The organism is Bacteroides sp. 4_1_36 (assembly GCF_003466325.1).
Classification (GTDB): domain Bacteria; phylum Bacteroidota; class Bacteroidia; order Bacteroidales; family Bacteroidaceae; genus Bacteroides; species Bacteroides uniformis.
This window is the reverse complement of sequence record NZ_QSOX01000017.1, coordinates 87,710-104,568: the sequence shown is the minus strand read 5'-3', so window position 1 is coordinate 104,568 and position 16,859 is coordinate 87,710. Positions and strand designations below refer to the sequence as shown.

14 protein-coding genes and 1 pseudogene are annotated in these 16,859 nt (G+C 46.3%); 7 read left to right on the top strand and 8 right to left on the bottom strand.

The window, feature by feature from the left end; translation table 11 throughout:
• A pseudogene (locus DXD65_RS15315) lies at nucleotides 1–73 on the bottom strand (DNA-3-methyladenine glycosylase I); the annotation flags it as partial.
• 162 nt (nucleotides 74–235) lie between these two features.
• Here DXD65_RS15315 and uxuA point away from each other — a divergent pair.
• Nucleotides 236–1,417: a mannonate dehydratase gene (uxuA, locus tag DXD65_RS15310; protein ID WP_117887778.1), complete on the top strand. Its 1,182-nt coding sequence runs from the start codon at nucleotides 236–238 to the stop codon at nucleotides 1,415–1,417.
• 114 nt (nucleotides 1,418–1,531) lie between these two features.
• Here the strand turns inward: uxuA and DXD65_RS15305 are convergent, their stop codons facing one another.
• Together DXD65_RS15305 and DXD65_RS15300 are read right to left on the bottom strand one after the other, a co-directional pair.
• Nucleotides 1,532–4,852 (bottom strand): beta-galactosidase, encoded by a 3,321-nt coding sequence (locus DXD65_RS15305; RefSeq protein WP_117887777.1) that lies wholly within the window; start codon nucleotides 4,850–4,852, stop codon nucleotides 1,532–1,534.
• Nucleotides 4,853–4,999: 147 nt separating this feature from the next.
• The gene (locus tag DXD65_RS15300; protein WP_117887776.1) at nucleotides 5,000–6,769 is read right to left on the bottom strand and encodes a gamma-glutamyl-gamma-aminobutyrate hydrolase family protein; all 1,770 of its coding nucleotides are present in this window, start codon (nucleotides 6,767–6,769) and stop codon (nucleotides 5,000–5,002) included.
• A 250-nt stretch (nucleotides 6,770–7,019) separates the two neighbouring features.
• Here DXD65_RS15300 and DXD65_RS15295 point away from each other — a divergent pair, with 250 nt between their 5' ends.
• The 3 genes from DXD65_RS15295 (at nucleotide 7,020) to DXD65_RS15285 (ending at nucleotide 11,728) form a co-directional block, all read left to right on the top strand.
• Nucleotides 7,020–9,176 carry an elongation factor G gene (locus tag DXD65_RS15295; RefSeq protein ID WP_005830172.1) on the top strand — a complete coding sequence of 719 codons (2,157 nt, stop codon included), beginning with the start codon at nucleotides 7,020–7,022 and terminating at the stop codon, nucleotides 9,174–9,176.
• A 300-nt stretch (nucleotides 9,177–9,476) separates the two neighbouring features.
• The gene (locus tag DXD65_RS15290) at nucleotides 9,477–11,021 is read left to right on the top strand and encodes a sensor histidine kinase (RefSeq protein ID WP_005830174.1); all 1,545 of its coding nucleotides are present in this window, start codon (nucleotides 9,477–9,479) and stop codon (nucleotides 11,019–11,021) included.
• Nucleotides 11,022–11,026: 5 nt separating this feature from the next.
• Nucleotides 11,027–11,728, top strand: a complete 702-nt coding sequence (locus tag DXD65_RS15285) for a response regulator transcription factor (protein WP_005830176.1) — start codon at nucleotides 11,027–11,029, stop codon at nucleotides 11,726–11,728.
• A gap of 89 nt (nucleotides 11,729–11,817) precedes the next feature.
• Here the strand turns inward: DXD65_RS15285 and DXD65_RS21155 are convergent, their stop codons facing one another.
• Together DXD65_RS21155 and DXD65_RS15280 are read right to left on the bottom strand one after the other, a co-directional pair.
• Nucleotides 11,818–11,994, bottom strand: a complete 177-nt coding sequence (locus DXD65_RS21155) for a hypothetical protein (protein WP_005830181.1) — start codon at nucleotides 11,992–11,994, stop codon at nucleotides 11,818–11,820.
• 200 nt (nucleotides 11,995–12,194) lie between these two features.
• Nucleotides 12,195–12,641 (bottom strand): MarR family winged helix-turn-helix transcriptional regulator, encoded by a 447-nt coding sequence (locus tag DXD65_RS15280; RefSeq protein WP_005830183.1) that lies wholly within the window; start codon nucleotides 12,639–12,641, stop codon nucleotides 12,195–12,197.
• Nucleotides 12,642–12,800: 159 nt separating this feature from the next.
• Here DXD65_RS15280 and rpsF point away from each other — a divergent pair, with 159 nt between their 5' ends.
• Genes rpsF through rplI form a run of 3 tightly spaced genes read left to right on the top strand, consistent with a single transcriptional unit; the run spans nucleotide 12,801 to nucleotide 13,885 of the window.
• Complete coding sequence (gene rpsF, locus DXD65_RS15275) at nucleotides 12,801–13,145, top strand: 30S ribosomal protein S6 (RefSeq protein WP_005833241.1); 345 nt, start codon at nucleotides 12,801–12,803, stop codon at nucleotides 13,143–13,145.
• A gap of 2 nt (nucleotides 13,146–13,147) precedes the next feature.
• Nucleotides 13,148–13,420, top strand: coding sequence for a 30S ribosomal protein S18 (gene rpsR / locus DXD65_RS15270; protein WP_004288442.1), 273 nt, complete (start codon nucleotides 13,148–13,150; stop codon nucleotides 13,418–13,420).
• A 15-nt stretch (nucleotides 13,421–13,435) separates the two neighbouring features.
• A complete protein-coding gene (gene rplI / locus DXD65_RS15265; RefSeq protein ID WP_005830185.1) occupies nucleotides 13,436–13,885 on the top strand; it encodes a 50S ribosomal protein L9 in 450 nt (149 codons plus the stop codon).
• 277 nt (nucleotides 13,886–14,162) lie between these two features.
• Here the strand turns inward: rplI and DXD65_RS15255 are convergent, their stop codons facing one another.
• From DXD65_RS15255 to DXD65_RS15245, 3 genes are all read right to left on the bottom strand, one after another.
• A complete protein-coding gene (locus tag DXD65_RS15255; protein ID WP_005830186.1) occupies nucleotides 14,163–14,408 on the bottom strand; it encodes an RNA recognition motif domain-containing protein in 246 nt (81 codons plus the stop codon).
• Between the two features lie 333 nt (nucleotides 14,409–14,741).
• Nucleotides 14,742–14,954: a hypothetical protein gene (locus DXD65_RS15250; RefSeq protein ID WP_005833237.1), complete on the bottom strand. Its 213-nt coding sequence runs from the start codon at nucleotides 14,952–14,954 to the stop codon at nucleotides 14,742–14,744.
• A gap of 157 nt (nucleotides 14,955–15,111) precedes the next feature.
• Nucleotides 15,112–16,785: a long-chain fatty acid--CoA ligase gene (locus DXD65_RS15245; RefSeq protein ID WP_008664099.1), complete on the bottom strand. Its 1,674-nt coding sequence runs from the start codon at nucleotides 16,783–16,785 to the stop codon at nucleotides 15,112–15,114.
• Between the last annotated feature and the right edge of the window lie 74 nt (nucleotides 16,786–16,859).

Below are 16,859 nucleotides of genomic sequence, written 5' to 3'. Positions count from 1 at the left end.
CTTCATCGTGGTATTTCACATACAGCTCGTCGGTTCCGCACCAGCCGCAACGTCCGTTTGTTATGTCTTGCATAAGCGTAATTAATATATGTAATGAAGTGCTAAGATATTGTTTTCATTGCGAACAAACAAATCTATCCATTCAGAATGGACAGTTCTCATATTCTTTCTTACTTTTGCAAAAAGGTAACGGGTGGTTTGAACGCCTGAAAAACAAGAAAATTAATAATAAAGAATGGAAAAGACTTGGAGATGGTTTGGCAAGAAAGACAAGATAACCCTTGCCATGTTGCAACAGATAGGAGTGGAAGGCGTTGTCACTGCCTTGCATGAAGTTCCCAATGGTGAAATATGGACGTTGGAAGCCATTGAAGATTTGAGGGATTATATTGAATCCTTCGGATTGCGCTGGTCTGTAGTAGAAAGTCTGCCGGTGTGCGAGGCTGTCAAATATGCGGGGAGTGAGCGTGACCGATTGATAGAGAACTACAAGATAAGCCTTGCCAATCTCGGCAAGGCAGGCATCCGGACGGTATGCTACAACTTCATGCCGGTGATTGACTGGATTCGCACGGACTTACAACATCCCTGGGAAGACGGGACATCTTCTCTTTATTTCGACAGAATCCGTTTTGCCTACTTCGACCTGAAGATATTGGAACGGGAGAATGCGGAAGCCGATTATTCTCCGGAAGAGCTGGACAAGGTGGCAGAACTGGATAAGGTGATTACGGAGTCTGAAAAGGCAGAGCTGGTAGATACGATTATCGTAAAGACACAAGGATTCGTAAATGGCAACATCAAGGAAGGTGACAAGGAGCCGGTAACCCTGTTCAAACGTTTGCTGGCGCTATACAAAGGGATAGACCGGGAGGCTCTGCGCGAGAATATGCGTTATTTCTTGTCTGCCATCATGCCGGTATGCGAGGAATATGGGGTGAATATGTGTGTACACCCCGATGACCCTCCTTTTCAGGTATTGGGGTTGCCGCGCATTGTGACAGACGAGGCAGATATTGCCTGGATACTGAGTGCAGTGGACAATCCCCATAATGGCCTGACTTTTTGCGCCGGTTCATTGAGTGCGGGTGAACAGAATGATACCCGTGAACTGGCAAGGAAGTTTGCCAGGCGTACCCACTTTGTGCATTTGCGCAGTACGAAGGCAATACCGGGTGGAAACTTTATCGAAAGTTCCCATCTGGAGGGAAGGGGACACCTCATTGATTTGATTCGTATCTTTGAGAAAGAAAATCCGGGATTGCCGATGCGTGTGGACCACGGTTGCATGATGTTGGGCGACGAGGATAAAGGGTACAATGCAGGTTATTCTTTTCATGGCCGTATGCTGGCATTGGCTCAAGTGGAGGGAATGCTGGCTGTGGTAGACGATGAATTGTACGGAAAATCTGTTTGATTGATTTTAAGTTAGGCATGGATTACGCGAAAAATCATGGATATTCTTCATTTATTATCCATGATTTTTCATGTAATCCGTGTCTAAAGAATCTATTAGTGTTGTAAATCCGGCCTAATAGTTGAAAGCCTTGGATTTTACGTAAACCTTGAAGTCTTTGATTCCACCCGGTACCTCGCTTTCCATTCTGGGTAGATATTGTATGCCGGTCAGGGTGCGGGTACTACCCAAGTCAATCACGACAGAATGCGGGTATGGAGTGTCTTTTGTTGTGCTCCAATAGGTTGATTCCTGGAGGTCGAAGATTTTGTCCGCAGAACAGTTGACGTGGGATACGTCTTCGCTGTCGGCATAATTGACAATCCAGGGTTCGCGTGACAGACGTTCCCCATTCTCATCCAGCAGATACATTTCGGCAATGCAAGCCAGGTCTTTTCCATCTTGTGCACTCAAGGCTTCCAGGCAGACATAACGTCCGGTGACGGGTTGGTCGAATTTGCGTTCCTGCCAACCGTTGCCGGGATTGAAGCTGTCGGAGAGGACGGGCTGCTCACCGGACAAGTCGAGATTTTCACCCTCATTGCGGTGCGTCAGCGGTTTGGTGACGAGCAACTGGTCCAGTAATGGCTCGCTCAGTCCTTCGGACTTAACTTCTTTGGGACCGATGATGTCGAAGACAATCACTTCATTCTCACCTTTCTTCAACCAGCATCCCGGGATGTAGAGGGTCTGTTGCGGGCCGATTTCCCAAATGCGTCCCATGGCGTGCCCGTTGACGTAGACAAGTCCCTTGCCCCAAGTCTCGAAGTTTAGGAATGTGTCGCTGGGCTTGTTCACCTTAAAGGTGGCACGGTAGCAACCCGGAATGCGTTGTCCTAACTCATCTTTCAGTGAGCCGATGGGCTGGAACTTCATGTTCTTATAGAAATCGTATGTATCTTCGAGATTATAGACTTCCCAATCCTTCAGGTTGCAGGTGAAAGGACGGCCGTCGATGTCTACGGTAAGTTCTACGCTTTGGGTGATACCCTTGAAGTCCTTGATGGCACGTCCAAAGTTGATGCGGCCCATGGCTTCTACCAGAATGTCGAGGCGTGCACCTTTGGGGCAGGCGGGGAATTCCAGTTGCTTTTCACCGTTGCGGCGGTCCAGTTTGCCGATGTATTTGCCATCCAGGAAAACTTGGGCATAATCGTGCGCATCGTTCACAGTGAGCAGGGACGGGGTTTTCATCTCGGGCAGTGTGGTGCGGTAGAGAATACTTCCGAATCCCTGGTTATATTCCTCCATGGTACGGATATTGCGGTCTTTCTTGGCAGCAGGAAGATTGTCGAACAAAGGAGCCATCTCTGTAAATTGGAAAGACGGAATACGGATGGGCTTGATTAAAGCGGGAACTTTAGCCTGCTTCTCGCCGTTCATGTATTTGGACAATACTTTTCGCAATTCCCAGTATTTGGGAGTGGTCTGTCCCGATTCGCTGATGGGGGCGTCGTAGTCGTAAGAGGTTACGTCAGGGGCGAATCCGGGTGAGTTGGCTCCTGCCCAGTGTCCCCAGTTGGTCCCTCCGTGGGTCATGTAGAGGCTGAAGGAGATGCCTTTGGACAACATCTCGTCAATGCCGGCAATCATGTCGGCAGCCGGACGGGTTTCGTGGTTGGCTCCCCACTTGTCGAACCAGCCGCTCCAGAATTCGGAGCACATCAGCGGGCTATCAGGACGGAGTTTCTTCAGCGGTGCAAACTGTTGGTCGATGTTGGCTCCTGTACCGAAGTTCATGGTCCATACCAGGTCGTGGAGTCCGTTCTTGGTGAAGTTGGACGCCCAGTCGCATTGGAACAGTGCTACGCCGGGGTAGTTGGCGCGTACGATGTCGCGGATTTGCGATACGTAGCCTTTGTCTTCCCCGTAGGAGCCGTATTCGTTCTCTACTTGTACCATGATGATGGGACCTCCGTTCTGTATGGTCATACCAGCTACCTGCTCGGCAACGGCTTTTTCGAAGATACCTACACGCTCCATAAAGTAGGGGTCGGATTCGCGCAGGCGGATATCTTTTTTCTTGAGTAACCACCAGGGCAGTCCGCCCATTTCCCATTCGGCACAGACATACGGTCCCGGGCGCAGGATGACATACATGTCATTCTGCTGGCATAGGCGGCAGAATTCCGCCAGGTCATTCTGTCCGGTGAAGTCGAACACTCCCGGCTGAGACTCGTGGGAGTTCCAGAATACATAAAGGCAGATGGTGTTCATGCCCAGTGCCTTGCATAGCTTGATGCGTTGGTCCCAATAGGCTTTGGGGATACGTGGATAGTGCAGCTCTGCGGCTTTGATGACAAACGGCTTGCCATTCAATAGGAATGTTCCTTTGCCGGCAGAGAAGTCGCCTTGTTCTTCCCATTGGGTACGCGGGTCCCAGCTGTCGCGCCAGGGTATCGTGATTGTGCCGTCCTTGCCGAATTCAAGCGGGAGCCATACGTAGCGTGAGTCCTCAAGGTTTTTCTTTTTCCAGCGGTCGAACATGGCAATGTAGGCATTTCCTTTTCCGTATACTTGCTGCACGTAAGTGCTTTGTGCATAGAAGGTCTTATCTGCATCAGGACCGGTACACGGATTGCCGATGGTAGTCCATTGCCCCATGATGGAGTCGGCCACAGCCAGTTCGGCAACATTGGGATCCCAGCCGGTACAACCGGAAGAGAGCATATAGTACTTGCCGTTATACTTGAATACGGCGGGTGCTTCGCGGCTTTGCTTCACGAAATTGCGTGTATAGCGACCAGTGGGCTTCAGGTAGTCATCCGTTAGTTCGCTTATATATAAGGTAGCGTTGTTTTCCGACGAGTAGAACTGATATGCCTTGCCGTTATCATCAACGAACACTGTTTGGTCGCGGCTCATCGCACCGTTGGGACGGAAGCTGCCTACATAGGTGAATGTCCCGGTAGGAGAATCGCTGACCGCTACGCCGGCACATGCCTTACTGTAGTCGGCGCTTTCCACATGCGCCCACATGACGAATTTCTTTGTCTTTTCGTTGTAAATCACTTTGGGACGTTCCAACACCTTGCTGGGGTGCAGGTCGTGTTTCTTGTCATCTTTCACGGCAGGAAGTACAATACCCTCGAACTTCCAGTTCAGCAGGTCTTTTGAAGAGTAGCAGCTGACACCGGTTACGTCGGTGCGGTAGCATTCCCACGTAGCCCATTCGGGCAGGATGGTTTCCCCTTTTTTGTATTCGCCATACCAATAGTAGGTCCCTTCGTGGTAAAGAAGGCCGCCGCCATGGGCGTTGATGGGATTGCCGTCGGTGTCTTTCCATACTTCCCCGGGTATGATTGCGGCATTTTTCGTTTGTGCTTTTGTTTTTGCAGATGGCAGGCAGCAAAGGCAGGCCAGCAATGCAAAACTCCAAATAATTTTCCTTTTCATTTAAGAATTCGGTATTAGATAATTAATAAATCGTTTATGTTTTGGGCAAAGATATGCGAAAGTTGAGAAATGGAGGGTATGTAAATGTGTCAAAAAGGAGAGATTATAGCTCTAATCTCTCCTTTTTGTGATGTTTTTCGGTCTTTTCTATTTGGTTTGTACTTGTTTCATCACCCGGAGGAAATTTCCACCCCATATCTTGGCGATGTCTGTTTCTGTAAATCCATGTTCCAGCAGACGGACGGTGATATTGATGAAATCATTGTCCCCATTGCATCCTTTGACCCCGCCTCCACCGTCGAAGTCCGAGCCAATGCCCACGTGGTCTATGCCTGCCACTTCAACCATGTGCAGCAGGTGTTTCATGAAGTCCGTAAGGTTGGTTTTCTTGGCATCCGGGTTCAGAAACTCGTCTACCAGGCAGGCTTGAGCCACACCGCCATGTGCGGCAAGGGCGCGTAGCTGTTCGTCGGTCAGATTGCGGTCGTGTCTGTAGATGGCGCTTGCAGAGGAGTGGGAGACTATGACCGGTGCTTTTGAATATTTCAGTACATCCCAGAAGGTGCTTTCGGCTGCATGGGAAAGGTCTATCATTATTCCCAGCCGGTTCATTTCTTTCACCACTTTTCTACCGTAAGGACTTAAGCCGTTCCAACGGGCAGTCGTGTCCGAAGAACTGTCGCAGATGTCATTGTTGCGGGTGTGGCAAAGGGTGATGTAGGTAACGCCTGCATCATGGAAACGGGTGATATTCTTCAAATCCTTGCTGATGCCGTATCCGTTTTCGATGCCAATATAAAAGGCTTTCTTTCCTTCGGTCTTGAGCCTGGACAAATCATCGGGCGTGCGGGCTATGGCACATTGCTCCCCGTTCATCTCCACTTGTCGGTAGATGTGGCGTATCAACTCATCCACTCGGTCAATGGCTTTCAGACTGTTCTCTTCATCGCACGGGCCTTGACGCACCCAGCATGCCAGGTATTGTCCATCCAATTTTCCTTCTCGCATCTTGGGCAGGCAAACCTGCGTTTTTTCGCGCGTACCTATATTATAGGAAACGTCAAAATCAAGTGGGGTGTCTGTATGCGTGTCGAGGGAGAGGATGCGGCGATGAATCTCTTTGGCATGCCGGTAGGTAGCTGCCTTTTGAACCAGAAAATAGAAGAATCTGGCAGAGATGCTGTCGCCTGCCGTAGCCAGAGCTTCGGGATGGAATTGCACACCCCATATCGGATATTCGTGAGAAGACTCTATAGCTTCGGGAATACTGTCTGACGACCAACCCGTTACGCTGAATCCCGGGGCAACTTGCTTGACCGCCTGGTGATGGTGAGTATTGGTGAAAAGTTGTGTCTGTCCGGTTATGGATGCCATGGCAGAACCGGGAGTGAGGTGGACGGTATGAGTTGGTATACTGCTCGGTTCCTGCTGCTGGTGGCAGACAGTGGTGTCGGGATGCTGGGTAGGGATATCCTGATAAAGGGTTCCGCCGAAAGCTACATTGATTAACTGTTCTCCTCGGCAGATGCCAAACATCGGAATGTTACGCCGGGTAGCCAGGCGGATGAGTGCCATGTCGTATACATCACGCAGGGAGTCCACCTCTCCCAGCTGTTCGATGGGCGATTCATTGAAATAGGAAGGGTGGATGTCTCCTCCTCCTATCAGAATGATACCGTCCAGCCGGTTGGCAATGTCTGTCAAGACAAGGCTATCGGTAGTGATGGAAATCAGTATAGGTGTTCCACCTGCCTGGATTACAGACTCGGTATACGTCATCTGTGTGGATGAGCTTCGGCCCGGATGTGAGCAGGAAATGCCGATGAGAGGGGCTTTCCTGGTTGTTTTTTGGTTGGACTGTCCCATTGCCAAATATGGACATAGAACGAGCAGTGTTGTTAACAGTAGTTTGTTCATGGTTTTCGGGGGGGATTCTTTTTCCTGCAAAGTTATAAGAAATATTTAAGCCGTCCAAGAAGTTGGATGACTTGTGAATTCGGGCAGTTTATTGGCAGAAGAACATTATATTCTTTGTTGGCGGAGGAAGTGTGTTATATAACATGCTTCCCGATGTTGCTTTTCTTTGAATTAATGCCTAATTTGCGCCTCACAAAAAGTTAACGGCATCATCGTATGTCAGGTTATTCACTTAAAATCTTAATATATCATGAAAGTATATCAGACGAATGAAATTAAGAACATTGCCCTCCTTGGCAATGACGGCTCGGGTAAAACCACTCTCACGGAAGCGCTGCTCTTTGAGAGTGGTATTATAAAACGCCGCGGCAGGATTACTGCCAAGAATACAGTCAGCGATTACTTCCCGGTGGAGCAGGAATACGGCTATTCTGTGTTTTCCACCGTTTTCCATGTGGAGTGGAACGGCAAGAAACTGAATATCATTGACTGCCCGGGTAGTGATGACTTTGTAGGGGCTGCCATGACGGCGCTCAACGTTACAGATACTGCCATTCTGCTGCTGAACGGGCAATACGGTCCCGAGGTAGGTACGCAGAACCATTTCCGCTACACCGAGAAACTGGGCAAACCGGTTATTTTCCTGGTAAACCAGCTCGATAATGAAAAGTGCGATTATGATATGGTGCTTGAGCAGTTGCAAACCATATACGGTCCGAAGGTGGTGCCCGTGCAATATCCGCTGGCTACCGGACCGAACTTCAATTCGTTGATCGATGTACTTTTGATGAAAAAATATTCGTGGGGACCCGAAGGTGGCGCTCCCATTATTGAAGAGATTCCGGCCGAAGAAATGGAAAAGGCTACAGAACTGCACAAGGCTTTGGTAGAAGCTGCAGCCGAACATGACGAAGGCCTGATGGAAAAATTCTTTGAGCAGGACTCTTTGACAGAAGACGAAATGCGCGAAGGTATCCGCAAGGGACTGGCTTCACGAGGTATGTTCCCGGTATTCTGCGTCTGTGCCGGCAAGGATATGGGTGTACGCCGTCTGATGGAGTTCCTGGGTAATGTGGTGCCGTTTGTGGACGAAATGCCACCGGTGCACAATACACGCGGTGAGGTGGTGAAGCCGGATTCTAACGGACCGACTTCCTTGTATTTCTTCAAGACTGCCGTTGAGCCGCATATCGGTGATGTTCAATACTTCAAGGTTATGAGTGGTAAAGTGCACGAAGGTGATGATTTTACCAATGCAGACCGCGGTTCCAAGGAACGCATCGCGCAGATTTATGCTTGTGCCGGTGCCAACCGTATCAAGGTAGAGGAAATGGTAGCCGGTGACATCGGCTGTACAGTGAAACTGAAGGATGTACATACCGGCAATACATTGAACGGTAAGGGCTCTGAAAACCGTTTCAACTTCATTAAATATCCGAACTCCAAATACTCACGTGCTATCAAGCCGTTGAACGAGTCGGATACAGAAAAGATGATGGTTGCTTTGAACCGTATGCGAGAGGAAGACCCGACGTGGGTGATAGACCAGTCTAAAGAATTGCGTCAGACTATTGTACACGGACAAGGTGAATTCCATTTGCGTACCTTGAAGTGGCGTCTGGAAAACAATGAAAAACTGCAAATCAAGTTTGAAGAACCGAGAATACCGTATCGCGAAACGATTACCAAAGCTGCCCGTGCGGATTATCGCCATAAGAAGCAGTCGGGTGGTGCAGGCCAGTTCGGTGAAGTTCATCTGATTGTTGAGCCTTACTACGAAGGCATGCCGTTGCCCGAAACCTATAAATTCAATGGTCAGGAGTTCAAGATGAACGTCAAGGGTACCGAAGAAGTTCCATTGGAATGGGGTGGCAAGCTGGTATTCGTCAATAGTATTGTGGGTGGTTCCATTGATGCACGTTTCATGCCGGCCATCTTGAAGGGTATCATGTCACGTATGGAGCAGGGACCGTTGACTGGTTCGTATGCTCGCGATGTACGTGTCATCGTATATGACGGAAAAATGCATCCGGTTGACTCCAATGAAATCTCCTTTATGCTGGCGGGACGGAATGCGTTCAGCGAAGCGTTCAAGAATGCAGGCCCGAAGATTCTAGAACCCATTTATGACGTGGAAGTATTTGTTCCGTCGGACAAGATGGGTGATGTGATGGGGGACTTGCAGGGACGCCGTGCCATGATTATGGGTATGAGCAGCGAGGCCGGTTACGAAAAACTGAGTGCTAAGGTGCCTTTGAAGGAAATGTCATCCTACTCTACGGCACTTAGCTCACTGACCGGTGGACGTGCTTCGTTCATCATGAAGTTTGCCAGCTATGAACTCGTTCCGAGTGATGTGCAGGATAAACTGATTAAGGAATTTGAGGCAAAGCAAGCTGAAGAATGATTTTCAGGGGTTGGTAGTTTGGCTGTTGTAACTACCGGCTGCTAATATAACAATTGTTAAAGCCGTTGTTACTTCATGGCAAGTAATAACGGCTTTTTTCATTAACGTAGATTAAGAACATGCAGAATTGTGAATTGAATGATTAATTTTTTATTAAATTTGCAAACCAAAGGCTTGTGTTTTTGTTATAATGCTCATAATACAACCTAAAAAATGGTCTTCGGTTAATTTACGAGAACGTCCGGTTAAATCAGGTTAATTGGTTAGGAGTGTTAATTAGGGAGTGTTAATTTTGTGACTATGAAAAAGTCAACTATATGGATATTAGGTGTTGTTATGGGGCTTTCCTTCCTTAGTTTGCTGTATCTGCAGATAAGCTATATTGAGGAAATGGTGAAGATGCGTAACGGACAATTTGATGAATCGGTGAAGCGTGCGTTGATGGCTGCTTCGAAAGAGGCAGAGTCCGCAGAGGTTGTGCGTTGGCTGAATGAGGATATCTCCGAGGCAGAAAAGAAGGCGTGGGAACAATCGCAAAGCAGTAGCGGAGTGATGCGTACCCAGCGGTTTGTGATGACAGCTCCGGATGGCAGTGTCCGTTCTTCGGTGGAATTGAAAACTTTCAGTAACGAGCCTTCTGAATTGCCAAGAGCAATGATTTCACGCAAACACGGAGCAAAAACCATTCCTCAGACTTCACGCTCGCAGATAGAGATGCTTAAAAACCGCTATCTTTACCAGCGTGCATTGGTAGACGAGGTGGTGTTGCAGATGGTATACAATGCCAGCGACAAGCCGATTGAGGAGCGTGTTAATTTCAAAAGTCTGGACCAGTATCTAAAAGCAGGTCTGATAGAGAATGGTCTCGGTGATATGGATTATCACTTCAAGGTGATAGACCGGGAAGGTCGGGAGGTATACCGTTGTGCGGATTATAGCGATGCAGGGAGTGAAAGCTCTTATTCGCAGCCATTGTTTTTGAATGACCCACCAGCCCGTATGAGTATCGTCAAGATACATTTTCCGGGAAAGAAGGATTATATCTTCGATTCGGTCAGGTTTATGATACCGTCGATGATATTTACTTTTGTACTGCTGGTGACGTTCATCTTTACGATTTACATCGTATTCCGCCAGAAGAAGCTGACGGAGATGAAGAATGATTTCATCAACAATATGACGCACGAGTTCAAGACGCCGATATCGACGATTTCTCTGGCGGCACAGATGTTGAAAGACCCGGCTGTGGGCAAGTCTCCGACTATGTTCCAGCATATATCGGGTGTCATCAACGATGAAACGAAGCGCTTGAGGTTCCAGGTAGAAAAAGTGCTTCAGATGTCGATGTTTGACCGTCAGAAGGCTACTTTGAAGAATAAGGAACTGGATGCCAACGAGCTGATAGCGGGTGTTATCAACACGTTTACACTGAAAGTGGAGCGTTATAATGGAAAGATTGAATCGGAGCTTAAAGCTACCAACTCTGCCATTTTTGCCGATGAGATGCATATCACCAATGTGATTTTCAATCTCATGGATAATGCAGTGAAGTATAAACGTCCGGATGCGGATCTGCAACTGACGGTGAAGACTTGGAATGAGCCTGGCAAACTGATGATTTCCATCCAAGATAACGGCATCGGCATCAAGAAGGAGAATTTGAAAAAGATATTCGAGAAGTTCTATCGCGTGCATACAGGTAATCTGCACGATGTGAAAGGCTTCGGCTTGGGACTGGCTTATGTGAAGAAGATTATCATGGATCATAAGGGAACTATCCGGGCAGAAAGTGAACTGAACGTAGGAACTAAATTTATTATTGCATTACCTTTATTAAAAAATTGATTGATATGGACGAGAAACTGCGTATTTTATTGTGCGAAGATGATGAAAATCTTGGCATGCTTTTAAGAGAATATTTACAGGCAAAAGGTTACGCTGCCGAGTTATATCCCGATGGAGAAGCAGGATACAAGGCTTTCCTGAAGAATAAATATGACTTGTGTGTGTTTGATGTGATGATGCCAAAGAAAGACGGATTCACACTGGCACAAGAAGTGCGTGCGGCCAATGCCGAAATACCTATTATCTTCTTGACGGCAAAAACATTGAAGGAAGATATTCTGGAAGGTTTCAAGATTGGTGCCGATGACTACATCACCAAGCCCTTCAGTATGGAAGAGCTGACTTTCAGAATTGAAGCTATCCTGAGACGTGTTCGCGGAAAGAAGAACAAGGAGAGCAACATCTATAAGATTGGTAAGTTTACATTCGACACGCAGAAACAGATTCTGGCGACTGCCGAGAAGCAGACTAAACTGACCACCAAAGAATCCGAACTGCTGGGCTTGCTTTGTGCACATGCCAACGAAATTCTGCAGCGTGACTTTGCGTTGAAGACTATTTGGATTGATGACAACTATTTCAATGCACGTAGTATGGATGTATATATCACAAAGCTGCGTAAGCACCTGAAAGAAGATGATTCGATTGAAATCATCAACATTCACGGAAAAGGATATAAACTGATTACTCCGGAAGCTGAGTCTTGATGAGACTCGGCTCCTCTGGGGGAGAGAAAATAAAAAAGGCGGTTTGCATGTATATGCTAACCGCCTTCTTTATTTCTTTTCTTTTGATATTAGTCGACAATTCTCTTGTTAATGACAATGTAGGAAATCAATCCCACTACAACCAAAACGGCAGAACTGCCCAAGATGGCATTGTTGTTAACATTGCCGGTAAAAGAACATGCAACCAGGATTACAGCTCCTATTACGACTAATATCAATCCCAGATTTTTTAATAAGCCTTTCATGTGTGTGTATTTTAATTAGATTATTATATTCTTTCGTATTCTTGTCACAAAGAAAAGCATAATTCTTTAACAAGCGAAATTATTTTTGCAAAAAATCCATATTTTAATAAAGAATGGAAGATGAGGAATGAAAAATGACGCTTCATCCCCTTGTTTTCTCCTCCCTTAATCTCTAATCCTTAACCCCTAATCCCTATATCTTAGTCCTTCGTATTGAAGAAAATCTTCCTCAGCACCTCCTGGCTCACACTGAGCTCTTCGATGGTGATGCCTTTCAAGGCTTCTTTGAGGGTCTGGTTGGCAATGACGCGCGCGCGTTCTTCCAGCTCCTTGCCGTCCTTGGTCAGATGTATCAGATTGGTTCGGCGGTCTTTCTTGTCCGATATGCGCACGACGAGATGCTGACGCTCCATATTGTCTATCAAGCGCGTCATGCTGGGCTTGTCTTTGAAAGTTGCATTACACAACTCTTGTTGCGTCACCCCGTCCTTTTCCCATAAGAAGATGAGGACGGTCCACTGTTCCGGAGTAATCTCCAAACCGTTCTGGCGGAAGTTGCGGGACAGCTTTCGGTTAATGGCAGCCGACACTTTACCGTTCAGTATGGCAAAGATAAGGCGGATATCAAAGTTGAATTGCTCTATCATGAAATTATTGTTTAAACAACTTTGCAAAGATAGTGCAAGCCGAAGACAATTCCTATATCCCTACACAAAAAAACATTAAATGTTTGTAGTTCAAAATAAAATGTCTACCTTTGCACCGCATTTTTAAAACGAATAATTTATTTATTTAATTAAACGAGTATGAATCAATACGAAACCGTTTTCATTTTGACTCCCGTTTTGTCTGATGTTCAGATGAAGGAAGCGGTAGAAAAATTCAAAAGCATCCTTACTGCTGAAGGTGCTGAGATTGTAAATGAAGAAAACTGGGGACTGAAGAAGCTGGCATATCCTATCCAGAAGAAGTCAACCGGTTTCTATCAGCTGATTGAGTTCAATGCAGAACCTACTGTCATTGAGAAATTGGAAATAAACTTCCGTCGTGATGAGCGCGTTATTCGTTTCTTGACTTTCAAGCAAGACAAGTACGCTGCTGAATATGCTGCGAAGAGAAGAAGTGTTAAATCAACTAAAAAGGAGGATTAATCATGGCACAACAAGTTCAATCAGAAATCAGATATTTAACTCCGCCCTCAGTAGACGTTAAGAAGAAAAAATACTGCCGTTTCAAAAAGAGCGGTATTAAGTACATCGACTACAAAGATCCCGAATTCTTGAAGAAATTCTTGAATGAGCAAGGTAAAATCCTTCCGCGTCGTATTACCGGTACTTCTTTGAAGTTCCAACGTCGTGTAGCTCAAGCTGTGAAGAGAGCACGTCACTTGGCGTTGCTGCCCTATGTAACTGACATGATGAAATAATAGGAGGAGGAAAGTATGGAAATTATATTGAAAGAAGACATTGTAAACTTGGGTTATAAGAACGACATCGTAACAGTAAAGTCTGGTTACGGTCGTAACTACCTCATCCCGACTGGTAAAGCTGTCATCGCTTCACCGGCTGCAAAGAAAATGTTGGCTGAAGAGCTGAAACAACGTGCTCACAAGCTGGAGAAAATCAAAAAGGATGCTGAAGAACTGGCTGCTAAGCTGGAAGGCGTATCATTGAAGATTGCTACTAAGGTTAGCTCTACTGGTACTATCTTCGGTTCTGTTGGTAACATCCAGATTGCTGAAGAGTTGGCTAAATTGGGTCACAACATCGATCGTAAGATTATCGTTGTTAAGGACGCAGTGAAAGAAGTTGGTAACTACAAGGCTATCGTTAAGCTGCACAAGGAAGTTTCTGTAGAAATTCCTTTCGAAGTAGTTGCTGAAGAAGCATAAGAAAAGACTTAATAATGATAAGGAAGCCCAGTTCTGATAAAGGACCGGGCTTTTCTATGTTCGGAGCGTATGTGTGTGAGCTTATTGAGGGATACGTAAAGCTGCGGTTTACGCATGCTGACATAGAGGTTTACGAATCTGAAGTAGAGGTTTACGCGCGCGGTATAGAGGTTTGGCAAGAATACTCTTGTGTCTCTTTACGAGGTTACTAATGCAAAAAAAAGAGCATATCCACTCAGGGGTATGCTCTTTGCCTTATTGTCAGCCAATAATTCTTTTAGTTTCTTGGCAATGCTTCTTTCACTACCATTTGGCGGCCTACATATTCTGCTCCATTCAGTTTGTTGATTGCTTGTTGGGCTTCAGCAGCTTCGGGCATCTCTACGAAGGCAAAACCTTTTGATCTGTTTGTATTACGGTCCATAATCAGTTTTACTGATTCTACTGTTCCATACTCTTCCATTACTTGTCTCAAATCTGATTCCCTAACGTTGTAGCTAAGGTTTCCAATGTACATATTCATAAAATACAAAAATAAAAAATTAATAATTCAATAAAGGAGTCTTAGGAAGTTGTAGTCAGAAATGAAAATTCTCAATGTGGCTAATCGAGGAGAAACATAGTGAAACGTAGATCGTAATAAACCTCTTATTGTTTTGTTGATGCAAAGTAACGGCTTTTATTTGGTATATGCACTATACTTTATCATTTATCTGCCATATAATACCCTTTTTTGTGAAATAAGACCAAGACTTAACAATTGGAAGGGAACAGAAGGAGAGGATAAGACATAAAAAAAGTCTGGTGTGCTTGTATGCACGTCAGACTTTCAATTCTCTCGAGTGTTGTACTGAAATTATTCAGCTACAACAGCTGCGCTATCTACTGCTACAGTGTCAGCTGCTGCGGCTGCTGCTGCGGCTTCAGCTGCTGCTGCTTCTACAGCTGCGATTGAGTCAGCGATACGGATAGAATCTGCAGTTGCTTGTTCAGCGTTAGCTGCTTTGTTGCCACAAGATGCGAAAGATACTGCTACGATAGCTGCAGCCATCAAAACTAATTTTTTCATTTTCTTTACTTTTAAAACGTAATACAATCAATTGCTTTATTAAAACGTTGCAAAGGTATGTACTTTTTGAATATGTTGTTCTCGAAACCCCAACTTTTTTTATATTTTTTTTGGAGCTTCGGCTGTTTTTATCCCTATCTATATGTTTTACAACATATTAATCTTCGGCAATGCTGTTGTATAAGTATCTCTTGATACTTCTTTTGGGCGTTTTCTCAAATTCTGTCGGATAAAGTTGGATTTGGCTTACTTTTTCGTAGGCTGCCACGCTGTTATTCAGATTTTTGAGATTCTCATCCATGATGGTTTTAAGGTTATCCGGCTGGTTTAGTCCCAAGGAATCCAGGGCTTCATAGTCGGCATAAACCAGCGCTACCAGTCTTTTATTCCGTTCGATGACAAGACTTTCCAGGACGAAAGGCATGTTGTTGAGCCGTGCTTCTATCTCTTCGGGGAAGATATTCTGTCCACTGGAACTGAGAATCATGGTCTTGCTGCGTCCGCGTATGTATAGGTTGTTGTCGTCGTCCAGTGTACCCAAGTCGCCGGTGCGAAGCCATCCGTCTTCGGTGAAGACTTCTTTGGTGGCTTCGGGGTTTTTGTAATAACCCGTCATCACGTTCTCGCCACGTACTTGTATTTCGCCGAGTTTGTCGTCCGGGTTTTCCTTGCAGATACGGGCTTCCATGATGTCGAGTACCCGTCCGGAGGAAGTCGGGACGAATTCATTCCAGGGAGCATAGCTGATGAGAGGGGCACATTCAGTCATGCCGTAGCCGATGGTGAAGGGGAACTTGATGCGGTGGAAGAATTCTTCCACTTCCGGGTTCATGGCTGCGCCTCCTATGATGACTTCCTTGAAACGTCCGCCCAGTGCGTCAATCAGTTTCTTGCGGATTTGCCCGTATATCTGTCCGTCGAGCAAGGGAATGCTGAGCGCCCATTTCATGGTCTTTTTGTTGATGATGGGCTGTATGACATTCTTGTATATCTTTTCAATGACAAGGGGGACGGTGATAATCAGGTTGGGTTTCACTTCCTCGAAAGCTTTCATCAGAATCTTTGGGGAAGGCACTTTTCCCAACAGTGTGACGTGTGTGCCGACGGCCGTGGCGGTAAGGAAATCGAATGCGCAGCCGTATGCATGTGCCAAAGGCAGGAAAGAGAGCACTTTGTCCCCTTTCTTCAGCAGCTCGGTACGTATGCCGAAGGTGACGTTGCCGGCCAGGTTGTTTCCCGTCAGCATGACGCCCTTACTGAATCCGGTGGTGCCCGAGGTATAATTCAGCAGCATGACCTTGTCGTTGGAAAGGTCCGTGTAAACGATATCTTCCTTACGGAACCCGTTCGGGTAGGTCGCTTCCATCTCATCGCCCAGATGCTTGAGGAAACGCTGGATGGTTTCGCCGTCCCGCTGATACAGACAGCGGAAGTCGCTCAGCGAGAACACACCGCGAAGTCCAGTAAGCCGTTCTTCTTCCAGATGTTCCCAAATGGCATCGCTGGTGAAGAGGAACGTTGATTCGGAGTGGTTTACGATATGATGGACATCATTGGGGTTGAAGTCTTGCAGAATGGGGACTACGATACCACCGTAGGTGATGGTGGCCATATAGGCGATACACCAGCGGGCATTGTTCTTGCCGATGACGGCTATCTTGTCGCCGCGGCGCAGTTGGCAGTACTTGAAAATAAGATGCAGTCTGGCTATTTCTTGTGCCACTTCGCCATAAGTATAGCTCTCGTTTTCTCCATAGTTGGTATAGCAGGGGAGGTCCCAATTCTCGCGGAAACTATGCTCGTATAGTTTGATAAAGTTCTCTTGTATCATTGCACAAATTTTAGTTGAGTGTGCAAAAGTAGGAAAAATAGATTAATAATGTATATATTTGCAGCATAAATGTG

What these genes read in the sequence shown, in the direction of transcription:
- rplI (WP_005830185.1), top strand. Translation starts at nt 13,436, where the DNA reads ATGGAAATTATATTGAAAGAAGACATTGTAAACTTGGGTTATAAGAAC.
- DXD65_RS15245 (WP_008664099.1), bottom strand. Translation starts at nt 16,785, where the DNA reads ATGATACAAGAGAACTTTATCAAACTATACGAGCATAGTTTCCGCGAG.
- DXD65_RS15300 (WP_117887776.1), bottom strand. Translation starts at nt 6,769, where the DNA reads ATGAACAAACTACTGTTAACAACACTGCTCGTTCTATGTCCATATTTG.
- DXD65_RS15305 (WP_117887777.1), bottom strand. Translation starts at nt 4,852, where the DNA reads ATGAAAAGGAAAATTATTTGGAGTTTTGCATTGCTGGCCTGCCTTTGC.
- rpsF (WP_005833241.1), top strand. Translation starts at nt 12,801, where the DNA reads ATGAATCAATACGAAACCGTTTTCATTTTGACTCCCGTTTTGTCTGAT.
- rpsR (WP_004288442.1), top strand. Translation starts at nt 13,148, where the DNA reads ATGGCACAACAAGTTCAATCAGAAATCAGATATTTAACTCCGCCCTCA.
- DXD65_RS15285 (WP_005830176.1), top strand. Translation starts at nt 11,027, where the DNA reads ATGGACGAGAAACTGCGTATTTTATTGTGCGAAGATGATGAAAATCTT.
- DXD65_RS15295 (WP_005830172.1), top strand. Translation starts at nt 7,020, where the DNA reads ATGAAAGTATATCAGACGAATGAAATTAAGAACATTGCCCTCCTTGGC.
- DXD65_RS15280 (WP_005830183.1), bottom strand. Translation starts at nt 12,641, where the DNA reads ATGATAGAGCAATTCAACTTTGATATCCGCCTTATCTTTGCCATACTG.
- DXD65_RS15250 (WP_005833237.1), bottom strand. Translation starts at nt 14,954, where the DNA reads ATGAAAAAATTAGTTTTGATGGCTGCAGCTATCGTAGCAGTATCTTTC.
- uxuA (WP_117887778.1), top strand. Translation starts at nt 236, where the DNA reads ATGGAAAAGACTTGGAGATGGTTTGGCAAGAAAGACAAGATAACCCTT.
- DXD65_RS15255 (WP_005830186.1), bottom strand. Translation starts at nt 14,408, where the DNA reads ATGAATATGTACATTGGAAACCTTAGCTACAACGTTAGGGAATCAGAT.
- DXD65_RS21155 (WP_005830181.1), bottom strand. Translation starts at nt 11,994, where the DNA reads ATGAAAGGCTTATTAAAAAATCTGGGATTGATATTAGTCGTAATAGGA.
- DXD65_RS15290 (WP_005830174.1), top strand. Translation starts at nt 9,477, where the DNA reads ATGAAAAAGTCAACTATATGGATATTAGGTGTTGTTATGGGGCTTTCC.